General features: G+C 39.3%; 18 protein-coding genes and 4 pseudogenes. 16 read left to right on the plus strand and 6 right to left on the minus strand.

The genetic code is table 11. From position 1 onward, the window contains the following. Positions 1–623: 623 nt before the first annotated feature. The 5 genes from QM874_RS00260 to QM874_RS00280 are packed head-to-tail and all read left to right on the plus strand — an operon-like array spanning position 624 to position 5,565. Positions 624–1,094: a MarR family winged helix-turn-helix transcriptional regulator gene (locus QM874_RS00260; protein ID WP_315687712.1), complete on the plus strand. Its 471-nt coding sequence runs from the start codon at positions 624–626 to the stop codon at positions 1,092–1,094. After that, on the plus strand, positions 1,078–1,767 hold the full coding sequence (locus tag QM874_RS00265) for a phosphotransferase family protein (RefSeq protein WP_229422212.1): 690 nt from the start codon (positions 1,078–1,080) through the stop codon (positions 1,765–1,767). The genes QM874_RS00260 and QM874_RS00265 overlap by 17 nt, the downstream gene beginning before the upstream one ends. Positions 1,768–1,770: 3 nt before the next feature. Next, positions 1,771–2,103, plus strand: a complete 333-nt coding sequence (locus tag QM874_RS00270; RefSeq protein WP_414315777.1) for a hypothetical protein — start codon at positions 1,771–1,773, stop codon at positions 2,101–2,103. Continuing rightward, positions 2,100–3,845, plus strand: coding sequence for an ABC transporter ATP-binding protein (locus QM874_RS00275; protein ID WP_161512492.1), 1,746 nt, complete (start codon positions 2,100–2,102; stop codon positions 3,843–3,845). Before QM874_RS00270 ends, QM874_RS00275 begins: the two co-directional genes overlap by 4 nt. Next, entirely contained in the window at positions 3,826–5,565 is a 1,740-nt protein-coding gene (locus QM874_RS00280) for an ABC transporter ATP-binding protein (protein ID WP_002921285.1), read from the plus strand. The genes QM874_RS00275 and QM874_RS00280 overlap by 20 nt, the downstream gene beginning before the upstream one ends. 111 nt (positions 5,566–5,676) lie before the next feature. Here the strand turns inward: QM874_RS00280 and QM874_RS00285 are convergent. Beyond that, positions 5,677–5,943, minus strand: a pseudogene (locus QM874_RS00285) (IS66 family transposase); the annotation flags it as partial. Positions 5,944–5,961: 18 nt separating this feature from the next. On the opposite strand from QM874_RS00285, the gene QM874_RS00290 reads away from it, so the two are divergent. Beyond that, complete coding sequence (locus QM874_RS00290; RefSeq protein WP_000482660.1) at positions 5,962–6,456, plus strand: LPXTG cell wall anchor domain-containing protein; 495 nt, start codon at positions 5,962–5,964, stop codon at positions 6,454–6,456. 255 nt (positions 6,457–6,711) lie between these two features. Here QM874_RS00290 and QM874_RS00295 read toward each other — a convergent pair. Beyond that, positions 6,712–6,975: pseudogene (locus tag QM874_RS00295) on the minus strand (DUF5960 family protein). Between the two features lie 355 nt (positions 6,976–7,330). After that, positions 7,331–7,581: pseudogene (locus tag QM874_RS00300) on the minus strand (hypothetical protein). A 46-nt stretch (positions 7,582–7,627) separates the two neighbouring features. On the opposite strand from QM874_RS00300, the pseudogene QM874_RS00305 reads away from it, so the two are divergent. From QM874_RS00305 to QM874_RS00345, 9 genes and pseudogenes are all read left to right on the plus strand, one after another. Further along, positions 7,628–8,427: pseudogene (locus tag QM874_RS00305) on the plus strand (IS30 family transposase); the annotation flags it as partial. Positions 8,428–8,537: 110 nt separating this feature from the next. Then, positions 8,538–8,756, plus strand: coding sequence for a helix-turn-helix domain-containing protein (locus tag QM874_RS00310; RefSeq protein WP_000278092.1), 219 nt, complete (start codon positions 8,538–8,540; stop codon positions 8,754–8,756). A gap of 269 nt (positions 8,757–9,025) precedes the next feature. After that, positions 9,026–9,274 carry a DUF3173 family protein gene (locus tag QM874_RS00315; RefSeq protein WP_002921272.1) on the plus strand — a complete coding sequence of 83 codons (249 nt, stop codon included), beginning with the start codon at positions 9,026–9,028 and terminating at the stop codon, positions 9,272–9,274. A 2-nt stretch (positions 9,275–9,276) separates the two neighbouring features. Further along, the gene (locus QM874_RS00320; protein WP_000201883.1) at positions 9,277–10,482 is read left to right on the plus strand and encodes a tyrosine-type recombinase/integrase; all 1,206 of its coding nucleotides are present in this window, start codon (positions 9,277–9,279) and stop codon (positions 10,480–10,482) included. Positions 10,483–10,907: 425 nt separating this feature from the next. Continuing rightward, positions 10,908–11,474, plus strand: coding sequence for a hypothetical protein (locus tag QM874_RS00325; RefSeq protein ID WP_414270889.1), 567 nt, complete (start codon positions 10,908–10,910; stop codon positions 11,472–11,474). A gap of 328 nt (positions 11,475–11,802) precedes the next feature. Beyond that, positions 11,803–12,174, plus strand: a complete 372-nt coding sequence (locus tag QM874_RS00330) for a GFA family protein (protein ID WP_414315778.1) — start codon at positions 11,803–11,805, stop codon at positions 12,172–12,174. A 35-nt stretch (positions 12,175–12,209) separates the two neighbouring features. Then, the gene (glyQ, locus tag QM874_RS00335; protein ID WP_316108606.1) at positions 12,210–13,127 is read left to right on the plus strand and encodes a glycine--tRNA ligase subunit alpha; all 918 of its coding nucleotides are present in this window, start codon (positions 12,210–12,212) and stop codon (positions 13,125–13,127) included. A gap of 282 nt (positions 13,128–13,409) precedes the next feature. Beyond that, positions 13,410–15,446 carry a glycine--tRNA ligase subunit beta gene (gene glyS / locus QM874_RS00340; protein WP_414315779.1) on the plus strand — a complete coding sequence of 679 codons (2,037 nt, stop codon included), beginning with the start codon at positions 13,410–13,412 and terminating at the stop codon, positions 15,444–15,446. A 29-nt stretch (positions 15,447–15,475) separates the two neighbouring features. Then, entirely contained in the window at positions 15,476–15,733 is a 258-nt protein-coding gene (locus QM874_RS00345) for a DUF896 family protein (protein WP_000187071.1), read from the plus strand. An 84-nt stretch (positions 15,734–15,817) separates the two neighbouring features. On the opposite strand, the gene QM874_RS00350 is transcribed toward QM874_RS00345, so the two are convergent. The 3 genes from QM874_RS00350 to QM874_RS00360 are packed head-to-tail and all read right to left on the minus strand — an operon-like array spanning position 15,818 to position 18,634. Next, a complete protein-coding gene (locus QM874_RS00350; protein WP_414315780.1) occupies positions 15,818–17,056 on the minus strand; it encodes an NAD(P)H-dependent oxidoreductase in 1,239 nt (412 codons plus the stop codon). 17 nt (positions 17,057–17,073) lie between these two features. After that, on the minus strand, positions 17,074–17,679 hold the full coding sequence (locus tag QM874_RS00355; RefSeq protein WP_414315781.1) for an NADPH-dependent FMN reductase: 606 nt from the start codon (positions 17,677–17,679) through the stop codon (positions 17,074–17,076). A 34-nt stretch (positions 17,680–17,713) separates the two neighbouring features. Continuing rightward, positions 17,714–18,634: an FAD:protein FMN transferase gene (locus QM874_RS00360; RefSeq protein WP_414315782.1), complete on the minus strand. Its 921-nt coding sequence runs from the start codon at positions 18,632–18,634 to the stop codon at positions 17,714–17,716. Positions 18,635–18,952: 318 nt separating this feature from the next. Here QM874_RS00360 and nox point away from each other — a divergent pair, with 318 nt between their 5' ends. Then, positions 18,953–20,332: a H2O-forming NADH oxidase gene (nox, locus tag QM874_RS00365; protein WP_414315783.1), complete on the plus strand. Its 1,380-nt coding sequence runs from the start codon at positions 18,953–18,955 to the stop codon at positions 20,330–20,332. The last annotated feature ends 221 nt before the right edge of the window (positions 20,333–20,553 follow it).

Consider the following 20,553-nt stretch of genomic DNA (forward strand, 5'->3'; position numbering starts at 1 on the left):
AGTATCAGTTTGATAGTCTGAAGTGAGCTAGTAGCACTGCTAGTGATTATCTTAGAAATCTAATCCCACATACGCAGTGGGGGTGCAAAATCTATTTACAGAAAAGTGTCTCTGGGAATAGATTTGCACCCCTTTTTTTGCGTGCGGATTATCCTGTGGGGACTCATGGGTGTTAACTAGCGTAGTAACAATGGACCATTAGAAGTCAGTCGAAGACATAGTAGTGATGACGTTTCTGTAATGGAAGTGTAGCTAAGGGCTGAATAATTAAGTTAGTATCTATCCATGCAGTTTTGTCTGCCCTAACACATGGTCTGAAACAGCAGTACTCGCCTAACGTATGATGAAAGAGGCTATTTACAAATATAGGACGACACAAACAGAACGAAATCGAAAAAGATAGATGTGGAGGAAATTTTTACATGCCAAAGTTTAATTGAACCACCGTATACCTAACAGCACGTACGGTGGTGAGAGAGGTTAGAAACTATCTTCTACTCGATTGTACTGATGTCTGATAAATAATTTGGATCGCTGTAAATCTTTTCTCTTGACTAAAATCCTAAATCGTACTATAATGCTTTTAATGTCCGAAATCGAATTTTGAAAAAGAGGTATCCAATATGACATTTAAAGAAGAAAGCTACCAATTAATCAATGCCTTAGTTGCTATAGTCGAAACTTATTTTAAGATTGCCAAGTTATCTGATGTGCCTGAAAATCTTTTCTGGTTACTGGCTGGTTTGAGTGATAAGGGTTTTCACACCCAGAAAGAAATTCATGAGACTTGGGGTCTGCCCAAGACAACTGTTAACAGCTTGGTGAAGAAATTAGAAGGTCAAGGCTACTTGGAACTGATAGCCATTTCAGGTCGTAAACGAGAATTGCAGATTAGTCTGACAGAGGCTGGTCAAACTTACACCGATGAAGTCCTCTCCTTGATGTCAGAGGTGGAGAGAGAGGTGTTGAAGCGAGTAAAGGCTGAATTGCCAGCTCATTTTATCCGAGACATGATGACCTACAGTCGTATTGTTCAAGAGACAGTAGCCAGCCATAAAGAAAGGAGAGGAGTTGCCCATGAAGACAGCCACTAAAAATAATTTTTCAGACCAGACCATCAGGTGTCTAGTCAAGTCTCACTTTCCCCAAGCCATATTGAGCAAGATTGAACGGATTGTTGGTGGGACCTTTAATACGGTTTACTTGCTAGAAGGTAGTGGTTTGCCTGATGCCAGTATCATGCTAAAGACCGGACCTCATCGTGATGTTGAAGTACCCAAGCATGAGGCGGATAATCTCAAGACAGAAATTTATACCTATCAACTACTAGAAAATCAGAATATACAAGTACCTAGAATTTATGCCCATGATTTTAGTCATAGCATTATCCCCCACGATTTTTTCTTCATGGAAAAAATATCAGGAAAGACCTGGTATGAGATTAGCCCTAAGAAGACGCCCCAGCTCATGTATGAACTAGGACGGCAAACGGCTGAGATGCACAAGACCAAAGGTAGCTGGTTTGGAACCATCAATGATGAGACAGATGAGCGGTTTGACACTTGGTCACAGGCCTTTCAGCATAAAATTGAAACCTTGTTGAAAGAGGTGGAGGCAAGAGGAAGTACGCTTCCTATTGCAGAAATCCGTCATCAGATTGCGCTTAGAAAAGACCTTCTTGATGAGGTCAAGACACCTCGACTGGTCAATTTTGACCTCTGGGCAGGTAATGTCTTTCTGGAAAAAGGCTCAGATTGGCAGATTTAAGGCTTGATTGATTTTGAACGCAGCTTTTTCGGTGGCCCCATGGCTTCCTTTGTCTCAGCTCTCTTTCTATATGATAATGTTGAAAAGGAGCCCCACTTTATTCAGGGCTATAACCAAGTGAGTCAAGAACTCCTAGTTATTACCGAAGATGACAGAGAACGCATGTGGCTCTATACCTTACTTTTTTATCTAAGAGCCTATGTCGAAACAGAGCGTTATCAGGGGTTGATGAAGTGGGGGCAAAAGAGTTTTCTAAGTGCAACCCTCACATTCATGACTAGAGCTTTAAACCGTCGTTGGAAAAAACGCTTAAAAGCTAGAAAGGACGAAAAATGAACCAAATATTTTCAAGGGTTAAATTCAAGAAAAAATACTTTGTTTGGCTATTTACTTTTCTCATTATTGCTATCGCTGGTGAGACAGCCCTACCTACCCTTATGGCTGAGATGATTGAGCAGGGCGTTGTCAACCAAGCAACCAACAGTATTTGGCTCTTAGCAGGGGGAATGGTACTGGTCGTGCTCATGGCCTTTGTGGGCAATATGCTAGTCGCAAAGATTTCCTCACGGATTGCGACACTCTTTGCTCGTGATGTGCGCAAGGCACTCTTTGACAAGGTTCAGTCATTTTCTGGACAGGAGTTGGATAAGTTTGGGACAGCCAGTCTCATTACGCGGACCACTTCAGATGTGACCAATCTTCAGTCATTCTTATCGGCAGGCTTGCAGATTGGTATGCTGGCGCCACTTATGATGGCAGCAGGTGTAGTCCTAGTTGCTGTTACTGGTGGTGAGACCAGTAGTGTACTTGTTTTCACTCTGCCTATCCTCTTGATTGCGATGACTGTGGTTTTGGTTTTAGCTACTCGCTATTCCAAAGCCCTGCGTTTGACCTTGGACAAGATTAACCGTATTTTCCTAGAAATATTACAAGGTGTCCGTGTTATCCGTGCCTTTAATAAACAGGAAACAGAGAAAGCCCGTTTTGGTCAAACCAATAGCCAATATGCTGATATTTCTCTTAAAAACAACCGTCTCATGGGTGGGATGATGCCTTTTATCCAAGTGATTTTTGGTCTGACTACGATTGGTGTCATGGCTGTCGGCGCTGAGGCTGTGGCTAAGGGGAAAATCACGGTTAGTGCCCTTGTCGCTAATAGTCAGTATGTTGCTCTCATCCTTGGTGCCATCGTCATAGCAGCCTTTATCATCAGTTTCTTCCCGACGGCTTTTGCCAGTATGTCACGTATCGGTGAGGTTTTGGGGATCGAGGTCAAAATTACTGACGGTGATGATGAGCAAGCTATGACGGAAGCTCAGGGAACAGTGACCTTTAAGGATGTGACCTTCTCCTATGCTGACGCAGCAGAACCAGTCCTAAAAGACATCAGTTTCACCTCAAAACCTGGTCAAGTGACCGCCATTATCGGTGCTACTGGGTCAGGAAAATCTTCAGTCCTTAAGCTTATTCCACGTCTTTACGACATCACTTTTGGTGAAATCAAGGTCAACGGTCGTAATGTCAAAGATTATAAATTACAGGAACTTCGAGACATTATCGGCTATGTCCCTCAGAAAAACGTCCTCTTCTCAGGTGATATCGCAAGTAACCTCAACTTTGGTCAGGAAGACGGAACAGAGGCGGACTGGAAACGTGCAGCAGACATTGCCTCAGCCTCAGAATTTATCGCAGATAAGCCAGGGAATTATCAATCAGAAATTGCCCAAGGTGGGACCAATCTATCAGGTGGACAACGCCAGCGTATGGCCATTGCCCGTGCCATGATGAAACGTCCGCAGGTTTATCTCCTTGATGATAGTCTGTCAGCACTTGATATGAAGACGGATAAACAAGTTCGTACCAATCTGCGTGCCAACCTTGACCAAGCCACCATGATTATGGTGGCGCAACGTATCAGTTCTATCATGGACGCTGAGCAAATTATCCTCATTAGTGAAGGAAAAATTGCAGGTAAAGGCACCCATAAAGAATTACTGAAAAACAACGACATCTATCGTGAACTAGCTATTTTACAACTGGGAGAGGAGGCGGTTGCCTATGAACTTGACAATGCTTAAACGTTTATACACCTATATCAAACCCAATCGTCTTGGTTTCTTCACAGCACTTTTCCTTGTTGCTGCTGGTACTGGACTTACCGTCCTAGCGCCAAGCTACACGGGGCAAATCACGACTCAGCTCTACAATGGCATTAGTCAAGGCTCTTTTGATTGGAAAGCTATTTTCCAATTGAGTGTTATTGTTGCAGGTCTCTATCTAGTTGGGCAAAGTCTGGTTTTCTTGGCTTCCTTCACCTTAGCCAAAGTTATCGCTAAGTCAGTCGAGCGTTTGAGAAATGAGGTTAGTAGTAAAATTCACCGTCTACCTATTAATTATTATGATACCCGTGGTAATGGTGAAATCCTCAGTGTCATCACCAATGATATTGACATCCTCAATAACTTCCTCAGCCAGAACTTGCAGGAAATTATTGTTCAGACTGTGACCATTGTGGGCATTTTCTCCATCATGCTCTCTATCAATGGTTGGTTAACCTTGGTTGCTGTCATCATGGTTCCTATCTCCCTCCTGACAGCAGCGAGTTCAGCTAGCTTTGGACAAAAGATGTATGAAAAGCAGCAGAACTTGATTGGGCAGGTCAATGGCTACATTGAAGAAATTTATAACGGTCATAATGTCGTGCAGGCTTTTAACTACCAAGACCGTGCCAAGGCAAAATTCGATAGTCTTAATAAAGAATTGCAGAGCACCGCAGAAAAGGCAGAAACTTATGCCAGCTATGTCATGCCACTGATTAAGATTGTCAATAATGCAGGCTATGTCATCAGTGCCGTCTGGGGAAGTTTTATGGCACTACAAGGCACCATGACAGTTGGTAATGTCCAAGCCATGCTTCAATACACCCAGCAGTTCAATGAGCCATTTAGCTCTATCGCTGGTATGGTCGGGGCTTATAGCTCAGCCATGGCAGGTAGTCAGCGTATCTTTGAACTGCTTGACGAGACTGAAGAAGTAGCTGACCAAGCCACAAGCCAAGACCTGTCCAAACAAGCAGGACGTGTCGAATTCAAGCATGTCAAGTTTGGCTACACACCTGATAATCTGCTGATGCAAGATGTTAATGTTACCGTTGAACCTGGTCAAAAAGTAGCCATTGTGGGACCTACTGGGGCAGGTAAAACCACCCTCATCAACCTCCTCATGCGTTTCTATGAAATCAATGACGGTCAAATTTTAGTGGACGGTGTAGACACACGTCAGATGAGTCGTGAACAGCTCCGTAGCCAGTTTGGCATGGTGCTCCAAGATACTTGGCTCTTTGAAGGCTCTATCATGGAAAATCTCCAGTATGGTCGAGAGAATATCTCCCATGACCAAGCTATCTCTGCTGCCAAAATGGCATCAGCACACAGCTTTATCAAAACCCAGCCAGGCAGTTACGATATGGTTTTGGAAAATAACGGAGAGAACATCTCTCAAGGTGAGCGTCAGCTTTTGACAATTGCCCGTGCCATTGCTGCCAATCCTAAAATGCTGATTTTGGACGAGGCGACATCTAACGTTGATACCTATACTGAGCAGCTCATTCAAAAAGCCATGGCCAAACTCATGGAAGGGCGCACCAGCTTTGTCATCGCCCACCGTTTGTCGACCATTAAGGATGCTCACGTCATTCTCTACATGGAAAAAGGTGATATCAAGGAGGTCGGCAACCATGATGAGCTCATGGCTCTAGATGGCAAATATGCTAGTCTCTATAATAGCCAGTTTGTCTAAACTAAAAAGCGATAATCTAAACTGCACTCCAAAAGTTAGACAAACGTAAGCGCCCAATAACGAGGTATATTGAAAAAATCCAAAGTCTTACGATGACTCTGGATTTTTTTATTACTTGCAATTCTTCTGTATCTGCTCTGCCCATGGCAAATAAGCCTCTAGAACCTCCTTATTTGTGAGGGTTTCCTCATTAGGAAGCTTTTCTAGTAGGTAGGTCATATATTTTTCGCTGTCTAAGTCATGTCTCCTAGCCGTTTCTAAAAGAGACATAATAATAGCTGTCGCCTTAGCACCCTCAAAACTTTGGAAGAACAGCCAATTTTTGCGTCCCATAACTAAGCTCTTGATCGCTCGCTCAGCCATGTTATTGGATAAGACAAACCGACTACTCCACCAATGTTCAACTTGCCAGAGATAGAGATAGAAACAAAAGTACCAGAAGACTATCCAACATTCGACCTACCGAAACTAGAAATACCAACACCGGTAACAGATATACCAAATAATCCGCCAATGCTTCCGCCAAAACCAGAACTGAACATAGGTGTACCGAACCTACCAGGAGAATTCCCTCCAACAGTTCCAGAAAAGCCAAGATTGGAGATTGGTATCGTACCAAACGAAGCACCGAAAAATGAGAAACCGGAATTAGAATTACCAATTCCACCGGCAAGTGAAGTGCCTAATACGCCAGAAGCACCAACACCAGAGACACCTGAAAATGAAACACCGGAAGAAACAATGCCACCGACTTACAGTCGAGTAGCGCGTAATTCAGAAGTATTACCTAATACAGGTGATTCTGAATCTGCATTTGCTGCGGTTACAGGAATAGCAACAATCTTAGGAGCGTTTGGTTTAGTATCAAAACGTCGTCGTAAAGAAGATTAATTAAACCCTATTGATTTTTAGGCATTATTTCCATACCTTAATACCTAAATTTAAAACTTATGTTAGAAAATGTTAATTTATTTTTACGATTGCATATTCCCTTTAAAATAAAAATATTTACGATTAGTTAATGTTTTCTAAAAAGTTTTACCCCGATTAATGCTGTTGTAATCGGGGGTTTTTATTGATTTACTACATTGATAGTCTTTTTCATTTGTCATTTAGGATATATAATTTCAAATTGATAAAACAGTACTATGATAAATATATTTTTTGATTTTCATTAATTGTTTCAATGGTGAAAAAAATATAATGAGCTTGTCCATCTTTGGCTTTTTCTCGATTAAGTTTGAAATAACATTTATGAGATGTTGCCACTGATAGGAGTATATCATCTGTGATAAATGTTAAAGGGATGGACATCTCGGAAAAGCGGTAGAAGTCAGATTCAAACTGCCGATAACTATCTGAAAAGTAGTCCTTTTGTAATTAATTCTTATTAACTTCCAATTGATTCATTAGTTACCTCCGATGTTATTTCTAGATGGATTGAGAGAATTGAAAAGATAGATATTTTAATATGTCCATTGTCGATTTTTAGTATGATGCTGTCATCTTGAAGAGACGTAATAAGTCCAGTTTCTTTCGTTGTAACTTTATTCTCTCTGTAAGTGATGATTATAGGAAGTTGCTGAGAATAGGATTAACTTAATAGGAGGTCGATTTGTTCCTGTGAAAATCCGTCATCAATAGATTGTGTATCTTTCGCTTCATTTATTAAAGAAGTGTGTTCTGAGAGATAGAAGCCCATCCATTTTTTCCATTCCCTTATCCTGATAATATTGCACAATGGGAAAGGGTAAGTATGATCTATCTATAATTGTAATCCGTCTAAACCTCCTGCTGAGTGTCCGCCTATGAGTTTGCTGCGGGCAATATTACGTGATCCCTCTAAGAGAACAGTTGCTTTTGAATGGCAATAAAATCAAATTTGTCACGTATCTGATCAATCACTTCATGAATACTATCATCTTTAGTTTACATTTGGTCAAAGTCATCGAAGAGTGAAGACAGATCATAGCTCTCGTCAATCAAACCACCATATCGAACCCCAATTTGTCTCACAGATCCAGACTTGTAATGTTGTCGAATGAGTCCTAAGACATTAAATAGTGTGTATCTGAAGTTAGACCAGTGTTCATCACGCACTTTGATGAGCTTGAAAAAGGTGTTAAAGCTACTGTTCGTTGTCATAGTGTGGATACATTTATTCACGTATACAAAGAGAAATATCCAACATAAACTATTCCTTCAACAACGACATTCAATCGCTAAATTGGCGCTGGTTCTTATTGTCATTAAGCCAATCGATTTGCCAAAGATGGTGATCATCAGAAAGCGGTCTAAATCCACGGCATATAAAAAGTCCCTTGGAAATTCCATCGAGGAGCGTCCAGAAATGGTTAACAATCGCTTTGAATTTGGACACTGGGAAATTGATTTGGTTCTCGGTAAGAAGAATAAAGGGGATGCTGTTGTCTTGATTCTAGTTGAACATCAAACACGTTTGCCTTGGCGTGTAAGCTACCTAATAAACAAGCTGATACGATTAATGAATCTGTCAAATAACTATTGTTTCAGTACCCGATTACTTCTATGACATCAGATATCGAATCCGAGTTTAGTCTCTTGGTCGACTTAGTAAGTGTCGACATAAATTTTGCTCATCCATATTCTTCCCATGAAAGTGGAACAAATGAGAATTTCAATGGTCTACTCAGAGAATTTTTTCCAAAAAGACAGTCGCTTAAACCAATAACTGATGAAGAGTTTACTCGTTATGTTTCAGCTATCAATAACAGACCTAGACGACTTCATCATTACAATACAGCAACATTTCAGTTTGGGTTAGCCAAAAAACTTAAACAATGGAATACTAAGATATCTGCAAACTTGTTGCACATGACTTGACAATGTCTCAAAAATTTTAAATCTAGAATTTTTGTAAATAATTGTCCAATTAGGACAATTAAAGAAAGATCTCCTAAAAGTGAAATATACTATTTTTAGGAGTTAACTAGATGTATAAACGTTTAAGAGATTTAAGGGAAGATCGGGATCTCACACAAAAACAAGTGGCTGAATATCTTTCATTTACACATTCTGCCTATGCAAAAATAGAACGTGGTGAAAGAATTTTATCTGCTGAAATTCTTATTAAACTTTCAAATCTATATAGCGTTAGTATTGATTATTTGCTCGGGTTATCTGATTTTCCTGACCGTATCATAAAAAAATAGTTTCTCCTTATTATGTCCATTGACAATTGAATATACCAAGGTGGGACTTTCTTATTTGTGGAGCAAGCTGTTTATTACGCGATGAAATGAGCGATAAAATTTTAAACAGAAAATAGGATGGTAACCTATTTGCCATGAAATCAAATAATTATAATGATACTTCTGACCGTTCAGGCTGCCATCGTAAAAGGACAGCGGGTGAAATGCCCATGAATGATTTAACCAATCATACCCACGGAGGAAAAAATTTTTTTGATAGGAGTGGAGGTATGAAAACAGTAACATATAAAAACCTGATGAATATTGGTTTTCCTGAGCATACGGCAAGAAATATCATTAGAGAAGCAAAAAGAATAGCAGTAAAAAAGTTTGAAGAAGCTCGCAAAGTTGACCATAATGCGGTACAATTAAGTAAATCGCCCTTTGACAATAGAAGACTTGGTATTGCTCCTAAAGATATTGTAGAAGAGCTAATCGGAATTTCACTCTCTGAAGAAAGTTTAGAAAGTGAGAATTAAAGATGGCTACAAAAAATCAAAAAAAGTACAAAGGTGTTTATTGTGATAAGAATGGTAAAATATTTTATCAAGCTGATCTTGGTGTTGACCCTGTAACAGGTAAACGTGTTCAAAAGAAAGCTAGAAAGAATCAGTATGGTAAGCCATTTAGCACAATGAAAGAAGCTTATGATGAATTGGTCCGAATCAGATATGAGTTTAATAATAATCTTAGTATTGAAAATTACAATATAACATTTGAAAGTTACATGAATAGCATTTATCTAAGAGCCTATAAGCAAAAGGTTCAGTCTGTAACATATAAAACTGCTTTGCCACATCACAAGATATTTATTCAGTATTTTGGCTCCAAACCTTTAAAAGGGATAACAGCTAGAGATTGTGAATCTTTTAGATTACATATTATTGAACATTACTCTGAAAACTATGCGAAGAATTTATGGTCACGATTTAAGGCATGCATGGGTTATGCTGAGAGATTAGGATATATTTCATCAATGCCATGCAAGGCGTTAGATAATCCTAGAGGCAAGCACCCTGATACACAATTTTGGACTTATATTGAGTTTCAGAACTTTATTAAATCATTTGATTTACAAGATTACGAAGAGTTACAAAGATTCACGACTATTTGGTTATATTACATGACAGGTGTTCGTGTGAGTGAAGGTTTATCGTTATGGTGGGAAGATGTCGATTTTGAGCATAAATTCTTGAAGGTTCATACAACCTTGGAAAAGGATGAAAATGGAAATTGGTACCGTAAAGACCAAACCAAGACACCAGCTGGAGAACGCCTTATTGAATTAGATGATGTGACAATATCAGTATTGGAAAACTGGCGAAAAAATCAAATTTCCAATCAAGATACAGATTACATCATTTCACGATTTGGTGAACCATTTTGTAAATCAACAATTTGTCGAATTATCAAGAGAAAAGCCAAAGAAGTTGGAGTACCAGTGATAACAGGAAAAGGTTTGCGACACAGCCATGCTTCCTATCTTATAAATGTTTTGCAGAAAGATATATTATATGTTGCAAGACGAATGGGACATGCTGATAAGTCTACAACCTTAAATACATATAGTCACTGGTTTAATGCATTAGATAAAACAGTATCAGAAGAAATCACCCAAAATGTAATTAGTGCAGGACTAGATTCCATTTTATGCCAAAATTCCTGCCAAACTCTGAGTAAAGGCTAAAAAGCCAATTATACCGCCCACAGAGTAACGTATGTTATTGTTACTCTTAAATAATAGAGCAACTACATTTGTAGCTTAAAAACATGATTAAACCGCTATTCTTTGGAGTAGCGGTATTCTTTATAATTGAAAAGAGAAAATTTATAAAGTGTCTCCAGTTGTTCCATAAGATTTTCATCATAAAGTTCTGGAGTTTGATTAGAGAACCATGTCAATCAAACTCCAACGCTCGATAAAGCGATGATGTATCTGTGGAAGGAGATTATGTTTGCTAAGGTATTTTTTGCAGAAATAGTGGTACAATATCCTTAGAGTAGTTCAAAATTTATCTTTGCTAGGGGAAAGGGAGATTGAACTCCCTGATGCATCCGTCTTAGTATGGGATTAATGTCCTATAAAAAGGAAATGTTATAAAGGTGATATTGATGGAAAGATATGAATTTACAGCGACAACAGCAAAATCAGATATAATAATTGGTATCCTTTTTCCCATGTTCCTGATGCTTCCTGTATTGGGAATACAGTTGGCTACATTCTATTTAAAACTGAATGATTTTTTTAAATCACAACCTCTTTTTCTTTATACGATAGTATTAGTATTTTTTGGTATTAGTTTTCTTTTAATTAAAAAAATACAAGGTAGTCTAGTGAAGAATTTTGTCGTAGAATTATCTGGAAGAAATATTAGGATTCGGTGTGATGGAAAGGAGATTGTATCAGGAGAAGTTATTTTCTGTAGGATAAAAAATAAGGAGCCTAAACTGGGGGCGAGAGCCTTAAATGTAGACATAGACACCAAGGGGGATAACATTAAATTTCGAGTTCGGTCTAAGGAATATGAAAATTTATCATCTTCTACTTGGAATCCTCTCGGGACAAGCAAACCCTCTGATGTAGAAACGTTATTATCTTTGGGCAAAAAAATAAAAAATGTTATGGAAGAAGAAGTTTTGATAGAAGATGAAGCTTCAAAAAAACCTCGATCGTTTTGATTGAGGTTTTTAGCATATTTCTTAAACAATACCTTGTGCAATTTTAAATGTTTTAGTAAAGATTCTTTATAAAAAATTTTACTTCTTAATTACTTTTTGATATAATAGACGCAAGAAAGAATATCTTATTGGTAAATCCTAAGCGAGCCTGAGATAGTGAGAGTCAGGTGATTGAGAGATAAGTGTGGCGCTTTTGGTAGTATTTTCAAAAACAATGAAGTAATAAATTAGGGTGGAACCGCGTTTCTGACGCCCCTAGTCGCAAGGCTTGGGTGTTGAAATTCGGTTCTTTTTGAATTCGTCTAATGCCTAAGTAGAAAGGAGTACAATGCTTAAAGGATCTTGTTTATGTAAAGCAGTGACTTACACTCTGGATGAGGAATTATCTGAATTAGTTTTTTGCCACTGTTCATTCTGTCGGAAAGCAACTGCGTCTGCCTATACAGTTAATGCTAAAATTAGCAGTAAAAATCTAGTATTGCATGGAAAAGAAAAGCTTGTTACGTATAGTTCTTCTCCAGGAAAACAGCGTTATTACTGCCAGAACTGTCATAGTCAAATTTTCACTGTTCAAGAAAATATACCAGAAGTCTGTGCTTTGAAATTAGGTACAATAGATGAATGCGATCAGAATTTACAAACTGTTCCTAAACGTCATATTTTTCAGGACCCAGCCTTTTCTTGGTTGCTTGATAAATAAATATAAGAAGATAATATAAATTAAAGGAGAAAACAATGTCTAAAAAATTGACTTTCCAGGAAATCATCCTAACTTTGCAACAATACTGGAATGATCAGGGTTGTATGCTTATGCAGGCTTATGATAACGAAAAAGGTGCGGGAACCATGAGTCCTTATACTTTCCTTCGTGCCATTGGTCCTGAGCCATGGAATGCGGCTTATGTAGAGCCATCACGTCGTCCTGCTGACGGTCGTTACGGAGAAAACCCAAATCGTCTCTACCAACACCACCAATTCCAAGTGGTTATGAAGCCATCTCCATCAAATATCCAAGAACTCTACCTTGAGTCTTTGGAAAAATTGGGAATCAACCCATTGGAACACGATATTCGTTTCGTTGAAGACAACTGGGAAAACCCATCAACTGGTTCAGCTGGTCTTGGATGGGAAGTGTGGCTTGATGGTATGGAAATCACTCAGTTCACTTACTTCCAACAAGTTGGTGGTTTGGCAACTGGTCCTGTTACCGCTGAGGTCACTTATGGGTTGGAGCGTTTGGCTTCCTATATCCAAGAAGTAGACTCAGTTTACGATATTGAGTGGGCTCCAGGGGTTAAATACGGAGAAATCTTCCTTCAACCTGAATATGAGCACTCAAAATACAGCTTTGAAGTTTCTGACCAAGATATGCTTCTTGAAAACTTCGAAAAATTTGAAAAAGAAGCAGGACGTGCCTTGGAATTGGGTCTTGTTCACCCTGCCTATGACTACGTTTTGAAATGTTCACACACTTTCAACTTGCTTGATGCTCGTGGAGCAGTATCCGTTACAGAACGTGCCGGTTACATTGCCCGCATCCGTAACTTGGCCCGTGTCGTAGCTAAAACATTCGTAGCAGAACGCAAAAAACTTGGATACCCACTTCTTGACGAAGCTACACGCGCTCAACTCCTAGCAGAAGAGGAAGAGTAAATACAGTTACAAGAATGGAAAAGGGGCGAACAAAGTGAGCCCATATGGAACCCAGAGGCAAGTCGAAGACTTGCTAAAGGGATAGGCACCGCCGTACTGCTATCTGGGGATTTTTGAAACTTTGGGTTCAAAAATCAGTTGCCTAAATCCACTTTGATGAGACTGTTGGAAATCTTTGTCAAGAAGACAGAAGATTTCCCCACAGACTCACAAAGTTAGTTAGCAACGTCCCCAGTACCTAAGGTGCCTATCAAAAAGAAGAAATTTTGTAAAGGAAAAAACATGACAAAAAACTTATTAGTAGAACTAGGACTCGAAGAGTTACCTGCCTACGTTGTCACACCAAGTGAAAAACAACTAGGTGAAAAAATGGCAGCCTTCTTGGATGACAACCGCCTTTCATATGAAGGGATTCAAACCTTCTCAACTCCACGTCGTTTGGCTGTTCGCGTACTTGGTTTGGCAGACCAACAAACGGATTTGACTGAAGATTTTAAAGGACCTTCTAAAAAAATTGCTTTGGATGCGGAAGGAAATTTCTCTAAAGCAGCGCAAGGCTTTGTCCGTGGTAAAGGCTTGACTGTAGATGATATCGAATTTCGTGAAATCAAAGGTGAAGAATATGTCTACGTAACTAAGCATGAAGCTGGAAAACCAGCTGAAGAAGTTTTGGCTGGAATTCCAGAAGTTTTGGCTAGTTTAAGCTTCCCAGTAAGTATGCACTGGGCAAACAATACCTTTGAATATATCCGTCCAGTCCATACATTGATAGTTCTTTTGAATGATGTGGCACTCGATATGGATTTCTTAGATATTCATTCAGGAAGAGTTAGCCGTGGACATCGTTTCCTTGGTCACGAAGTAGAAATTCAGCATGCTGACAGCTATGAAGAAGACCTGCGCAAAGTTTATGTTATTGCTGATAGCACTGAACGCGAAAATATGATTCGTGAGCAAATTAAGGCTATTGAAGCTGAAGAAGGTGTTCAGGTACAAATTGATGAAGGACTCTTGAATGAAGTTCTGAATTTGGTTGAATACCCAACTGCCTTCATGGGGAATTTTGATCCTAAGTACCTAGAGGTTCCAGAAGAAGTTTTGGTCACTTCAATGGAGACTCATCAACGCTACTTTGTAGTTCGTGACCTTGATGGAAATCTAAAACCAAACTTTATTTCTGTTCGTAACGGAAATGCAGACTATTTGGATAATGTCATCCGAGGAAATGAGAAAGTCTTGGTGGCACGTCTGGAAGATGGAGAATTCTTCTGGCGTGAAGACCAAAAATTGAAGATTGAAGATCTTGTAGCTAAATTATCACATGTAACCTTCCATGAAAAGATTGGTTCATTACGTGAACACATGATCCGTACTGGGCAAATTGCTATTTTGTTAGCAGAAAAAGCTGGCTTATCTGTAGATGAAATCCTTGATCTTGCTCGTGCAGCAGCCATTTATAAGTTTGACCTCTTAACTGGTATGGTTGGCGAGTTTGATGAGCTCCAAGGTGTTATGGGTGAGAAATATGCTCTTCTTGCAGGTGAAAATGCTACAGTGGCACAAGCTATCCGTGAACACTACCTTCCAGATTCTGCAGATGGTGCTCTTCCTGTGTCTAAAGTCGGAGCTATCCTTGCACTAGCTGATAAATTGGATACTCTCTTGTCCTTCTTCTCAGTTGGCTTGATTCCATCTGGTTCAAATGACCCTTATGCTCTTCGTCGTGCAACACAAGGGATTGTCCGTATCTTGGAAGACTTCGGCTGGAATATTCCAATGGACGAATTGATTGCTAGCCTTTATGCTTTATCATTTGATAGCCTAACTTACGATAATCAAGAAGAAGTGCTTAACTTCATCAAAGCTCGTGTTGATAAGATGATGGGGTCTACTGCAAAAGATATTAAGGAAGCTGTTCTAGCAAGCTCAAACTTTGTTGTTGCAGATATGATTGAAGCAGCAGAAGCACTGAAAGAAGCATCTCTAAATAGTGACTACAAACCAGCTGTTGAATCCTTATCTCGTGCCTTTAACCTAGCGGAAAAAGCAGAAGGTTCAGTCAAAGTTGATACTAGTCTCTTTGAAAATGAACAGGAAAAAGAACTAGCTCAAGCAGTAGAAAATCTAGAATTGAAAGGTTCAGCTAGTGATAAATTAACGCAGTTATTTGCTCTTAGTCCTGTTATTGATGCATTCTTTGACAATACCATGGTTATGGCAGAGGATATTGATGTCAAGAATAACCGTTTGGCTATCCTAACTGAACTTGTGAATAAAGCAAAAACTGTCGCTGCTTTTAATCTTCTTAATACAAAATAAAAATTTAAAAGTAGATTGGAGGTCTAAATATGACACCAGAAAAAATCGCTCGTATTAATGAACTTGCTAAAAAGAAGAAAACAGAAGGCTTGACTGCGGAAGAAAAAGTTGAACAAGCCAAGCTTCGTGAAGAGTATATCGAAGGCTATCGTCGTTCAGTTCGTCATCACATTGAAGGAATCAAAATCGTAGATGAAGATGGAAATGATGTGACTCCTGAAAAACTTCGTCAGGTACAACGTGAAAAAGGTCTGCATGGTCGTAGTCTTGACGATCCGAATTCATAAATAAAAAAATTCTCGGTTTGTGTGTGCGAACCGAGAATTCTATTATAAAAAAAGGAACCCAAAATGGTTCCTTTTTGTTAGTTATTAGTTACTTGCACCAGAAGTAGCATCCGCATCTCCATGGCCGCCGTCAGCTGAGTCAGAAGCGCCAGAAGTAGCATCTGCGTCGCCATGACCTCCAGCAGCAGGAGCAAACGGTCCGCTTCCTCCTACCAAGCGTTGACCAGTTTCTTTCAAGTACCAGTCAAGCCATGGTTGGAAGTTAAAGACAATTTCATTGATACCAGCATATGAACCATCAGGATAGTACATTGCTTGGTAGTTGTGAGTGTTGATAACACCAGCAGGCGAACCAGGAACGATTGTACGTACGTATTCTTGGTTACCATTGCGAAGTGTTCCGATAACCCACTCAACATTTTTCATACGTGCTGGTGGAAGTGATCCGTGAACTGTTGACATACGGCTACCAGATTGAGGTGGTACACGTTTCGCAAACATTGTTTCTGGATCTTGGTGAGCGTTGTTATAGTAGAGGAATTGGTTGTTATCGTCAGCGTATGTCAACTCAAAAGGCATAGCTTTCAAGAACATATCAATTTGGTTAACAGTCAAGATACCATGGTCAAGTTTAACATATGTATCACCAGACACAGCGCCAGTAATTTCTGCAACTTTTTCTACCCATTCTGGATCATCAGGGTCAACTTCTGTAATAGTTGTAGCGATTGGTTTTCCACAATCCAAGTCTTCTGGATCAATTGGTTTTGGTTTTTTCAATTTAGAAACGACTCCTACGTATTTGACAAAGTTATCTAAACAAGTTTCAAGGAATTTAACAGTTCCTTCGTTGATAATATTTCCGTTAGCATCAAAAGCTTCTTTAGCTTTTCCAAGAAGGAATTCATTACCTGGTAATGTGTAGGCATTTACTCCTGGTGCATCAAGAATTTTACGAAGGTGAACTTGAGCACGTGAAGTTCCTTGATCGTAGTATGAAGCACCCACAATCATAACTGGTTTGTTTTCAAATGGATGAACTTCGTATGAAAGCCATTCAAGGACTGACTTAAGTGAAGCAGAAATAGTGTGGTTGTGCTCTGGAGTAGCAATAATCACACCATCAGCTCGAGTAATTTTATTGTAAAGAAGGCGCAACTGGAAGCTTTCGTCCCATTTTTCGTCTTGGTTAAACATTGGAACTTCATCGATTTCAAGAACTTCTAATTCAAATTTTAGTTTGAAGTTACGACGGATGAATTCCAAGAGTTTGCGGTTATATGATTGGTCGTAGTTTGATCCAACAAGTCCAACAAATTTCATTCTTTCGATCTCCTATCTTACAAGTTTTCCCAGTCAAATTCTTCTGCATCTTTGCGAAGCAATTCTTGCGCGCTACGCAATTTTTCAGTAATCTTGACAAAGATACGGAAGTCATCAAAGATGGCATCTAATTTATTAATAACATCAAGATCTACCAAGTCACCATTCTTATCAAATGCTTGAAGAGAATGAGAAAGCAAGAATTCGTCAGGTAGAACTGTCGCTTTAATCTCTGGCGCATTCAAAATTTGACGAAGTTGCAATTGAGCACGTGAAGAACCGAGAGTACCATATGAAGCACCAGTAATCATGACTGGTTTATTCAAAAGTGGGAATACTCCGTAAGAAATCCAAGCAAGGGCGCTCATAAGTACAGCTGGAATTGAGTGATCGTATTCAGGAGTACCGATAATAACACCATCAGCTGCTTCGATTTTTGCAACAATTTCTAAGGCTTCTGCAGGAATAAGTTTATCTGCAGGTTTGTTGAAGACTGGTAGGTCTTTAATTTCTACCAATTCGATTTCTGCTTTATCAGCAAAGTGTTTTTGCATATATTGAAGCAGTTGGCGGTTTGTGGAACGTTTAGAGTTAGTTCCTACAATAGCAATAAGTTTTAGCATGAGCTTTCCTTTCTCTTTTTGCATTATTTATTAATTATCTTTGGATACCGGATGAACAAGCGATATGTCCATCTTTATCAATAAGGATGGCTTCGATTCCATCAATATTTTCGACTTGCCACATAATAGAGGCGCTGCGTTGGCCAAACAATCGTGTAGTCCATATCTCGCCGTCGACAGATCGATTTGATATAATGGTCAAACTAGCTAAATCCGTTTCAATAGGATAGCCTGTTTCACTATCGAGAATGTGATGATAATCCTTGCCATTGATTTCAAGATGCCGTTCATAGATTCCTGAAGTAACAACTGATTTTCCAGTAATAGACAAGGTCATCAGGTGATTACCGCGTGGATTATTTGGATCTTGAATGCCGATTTGCCACGGACGTCCATCTTTTGATTGGTTGGTCCCAATTGTGAGGATGTTTCCTCCAAGATTGATAAGAGCAGAAGTGACGCCGTTTTCTTTTAAGAAAGCTGCAACCTTATCTGCACTGTACCCCTTTGCTAAACACCCTAAGTCAATTTTCATTCCCTTTTTTTCAAGGAACACCGTAGAATTGACTGAATCGAGTTTGATCAAGCGGGGGTCTATCAATGGTAAAACCGAAGAAATTTCTTCAGGACTAGCAACTTTTGCATCGGAAAAACCAATACGCCAGGTTTGTACCAAGGGACCGATGCTGATATTGAGATGACTTCCAGGAGCTAGACTGTGTTCTAATCCTAAAGAAATCAGTTCAAACAGATCAGGGTGGACCTTAACTGGGGCAATTCCCGCCTGATAGTTAATTTCCATCAATTCCGATTCGATACTATTTGCATTAAATCGAAATTCAAGTTCCTTTAGCAAATCAAAAGCTTGACGGAGAAGATTATCCGCTTGTTCATGTACCAAGGAAATAGTAATCGTAGTTCCCATTAACCGTTCAGATAATGAACTGAGAGGCAAAAAATCAACTCCCTTCAAATCAATTGGAAATAGTTGTAAATCTAGATATGAAAGCAATCTGAAGATTTAAATTTCATTTCCATATAAATAGAATATCATAAAGTCAGCGTTTTCACAAATTATTTTTTACAAAAAGTCAAGAAATATGCTTAAAAAAATAAAAACAGCTCAAAATCAATAAGAACTCTTTGAAAACAAATTAATATATCTTTCAAAAACTTTCTTAAATAACATCAAACTGGTCAAAAGTCTTGAAAACGTTCACAGATAATGGTATACTTGAGAGGTAAATAAAAAAATAAAGGTAGGATTTATCTTATGAGTAAAATCGTAGTCGTGGGTGCTAACCACGCTGGAACTGCATGTATCAATACTATGTTGGACAACTTTGGAAACGAAAACGAAATCGTTGTATTTGACCAAAACTCAAACATTTCATTCCTTGGATGTGGAATGGCTCTTTGGATTGGTGAACAAATCGACGGCGCTGAAGGATTGTTCTACTCTGATAAAGAAAAATTGGAAGCAAAAGGTGCTAAAGTTTATATGAACTCACCAGTTCTTTCAATTGACTACGATAATAAAGTTGTTACTGCAGAAGTTGACGGTAAAGAGCACAAAGAATCATATGAAAAATTGATTTTTGCTACTGGTTCAACTCCAATCTTGCCACCAATCGAAGGCGTTGAAATCGTTAAAGGTAACCGTGAGTTCAAAGCTACTCTTGAAAATGTGCAATTCGTTAAATTGTACCAAAACGCTGAAGAAGTTATTAACAAGCTTGCTGACAAGAGCAAACATCTTGAGCGTATCGCTGTTGTCGGTGGTGGATACATCGGTGTTGAGCTTGCTGAAGCATTCGAACGTCTTGGAAAAGAAGTTGTCCTTGTTGATATCGTAGATACAGTTTTGAACGGTTACTACGATAAAGACTTCACGCAATTAATGGCTAAGAACTTGGAAGACCACAACATCCGCTTGGCGCTTGGACAAACTGTTAAAGCTATCGAAGGTGACGGTAAAGTTGAACGCTTGATCACTGACAAAGAAACATTCGATGTTGACATGGTTGTTCTTGCAGTTGGTTTCCGTCCTAATACAGCTCTTGCTGATGGCAAGATTGAACTCTTCCGCAACGGTGCTTTCCTTGTAGACAAGAAACAAGAAACATCACTTCCAGGAGTATTCGCTGTGGGTGACTGTGCGACTGTTTATGACAACGCTCGTAAAGACACTAGCTACATCGCTCTTGCATCAAATGCTGTACGTACTGGTATCGTAGGTGCTTACAATGCTTGTGGACATGAACTTGAAGGAATCGGTGTTCAAGGATCAAATGGTATCTCAATCTATGGTCTTCACATGGTTTCAACTGGTTTGACACTTGAAAAAGCAAAAGCTGCTGGTTACAACGCAACTGAAACTGGATTTAACGACCTTCAAAAACCAGAATTTATGAAGCATGACAACTATGAAGTAGCTATCAAGATCGTCTTTGATAAAGACAGCCGTGAAATCCTTGGTGCTCAAATGGTATCTCGTGATTCAGCAATCAGCATGGGAATCCACATGTTCTCATTGGCTATCCAAGAACACGTTACAATTGACAAATTAGCATTGACAGACCTATTCTTCTTGCCACACTTCAACAAACCATATAACTACATCACAATGGCTGCACTTACAGCTGAAAAATAATGATTTGTAAAGCGGAAGATTTGCTTCTTCCGTTTTTATCATCAAAAAAATGAGAGTGGGACAGAAATCGGTAATTCGTTAGAATTCGATTTCGTCGTCCCACCTCCGCACAGTTGAGTAGGGCTGTAAAAGCTGATGAAATCAGCGAAGTAGAGCCCACTCAACCACTGCGTCTTGCTCGACAATCCAAAGACAATTGAGAGGCTAGGACTTTTGTCCCA

This window comes from Streptococcus infantis, assembly GCF_047463615.1.
GTDB classification, from domain to species: domain Bacteria; phylum Bacillota; class Bacilli; order Lactobacillales; family Streptococcaceae; genus Streptococcus; species Streptococcus infantis_X.

Excerpts from the sequence above, each read along its gene's own strand:
- QM874_RS00260 (WP_315687712.1), top strand. The coding sequence starts at position 624 with ATGACATTTAAAGAAGAAAGCTACCAATTAATCAATGCCTTAGTTGCT.
- QM874_RS00265 (WP_229422212.1), top strand. The coding sequence starts at position 1,078 with ATGAAGACAGCCACTAAAAATAATTTTTCAGACCAGACCATCAGGTGT.
- QM874_RS00275 (WP_161512492.1), top strand. The coding sequence starts at position 2,100 with ATGAACCAAATATTTTCAAGGGTTAAATTCAAGAAAAAATACTTTGTT.
- QM874_RS00280 (WP_002921285.1), top strand. The coding sequence starts at position 3,826 with ATGAACTTGACAATGCTTAAACGTTTATACACCTATATCAAACCCAAT.
- QM874_RS00290 (WP_000482660.1), top strand. The coding sequence starts at position 5,962 with ATGTTCAACTTGCCAGAGATAGAGATAGAAACAAAAGTACCAGAAGAC.
- QM874_RS00310 (WP_000278092.1), top strand. The coding sequence starts at position 8,538 with ATGTATAAACGTTTAAGAGATTTAAGGGAAGATCGGGATCTCACACAA.
- QM874_RS00315 (WP_002921272.1), top strand. The coding sequence starts at position 9,026 with ATGAAAACAGTAACATATAAAAACCTGATGAATATTGGTTTTCCTGAG.
- QM874_RS00320 (WP_000201883.1), top strand. The coding sequence starts at position 9,277 with ATGGCTACAAAAAATCAAAAAAAGTACAAAGGTGTTTATTGTGATAAG.
- QM874_RS00325 (WP_414270889.1), top strand. The coding sequence starts at position 10,908 with ATGGAAAGATATGAATTTACAGCGACAACAGCAAAATCAGATATAATA.
- QM874_RS00330 (WP_414315778.1), top strand. The coding sequence starts at position 11,803 with ATGCTTAAAGGATCTTGTTTATGTAAAGCAGTGACTTACACTCTGGAT.
- glyQ (WP_316108606.1), top strand. The coding sequence starts at position 12,210 with ATGTCTAAAAAATTGACTTTCCAGGAAATCATCCTAACTTTGCAACAA.
- glyS (WP_414315779.1), top strand. The coding sequence starts at position 13,410 with ATGACAAAAAACTTATTAGTAGAACTAGGACTCGAAGAGTTACCTGCC.
- QM874_RS00345 (WP_000187071.1), top strand. The coding sequence starts at position 15,476 with ATGACACCAGAAAAAATCGCTCGTATTAATGAACTTGCTAAAAAGAAG.
- QM874_RS00350 (WP_414315780.1), bottom strand. The coding sequence starts at position 17,056 with ATGAAATTTGTTGGACTTGTTGGATCAAACTACGACCAATCATATAAC.
- QM874_RS00355 (WP_414315781.1), bottom strand. The coding sequence starts at position 17,679 with ATGCTAAAACTTATTGCTATTGTAGGAACTAACTCTAAACGTTCCACA.
- nox (WP_414315783.1), top strand. The coding sequence starts at position 18,953 with ATGAGTAAAATCGTAGTCGTGGGTGCTAACCACGCTGGAACTGCATGT.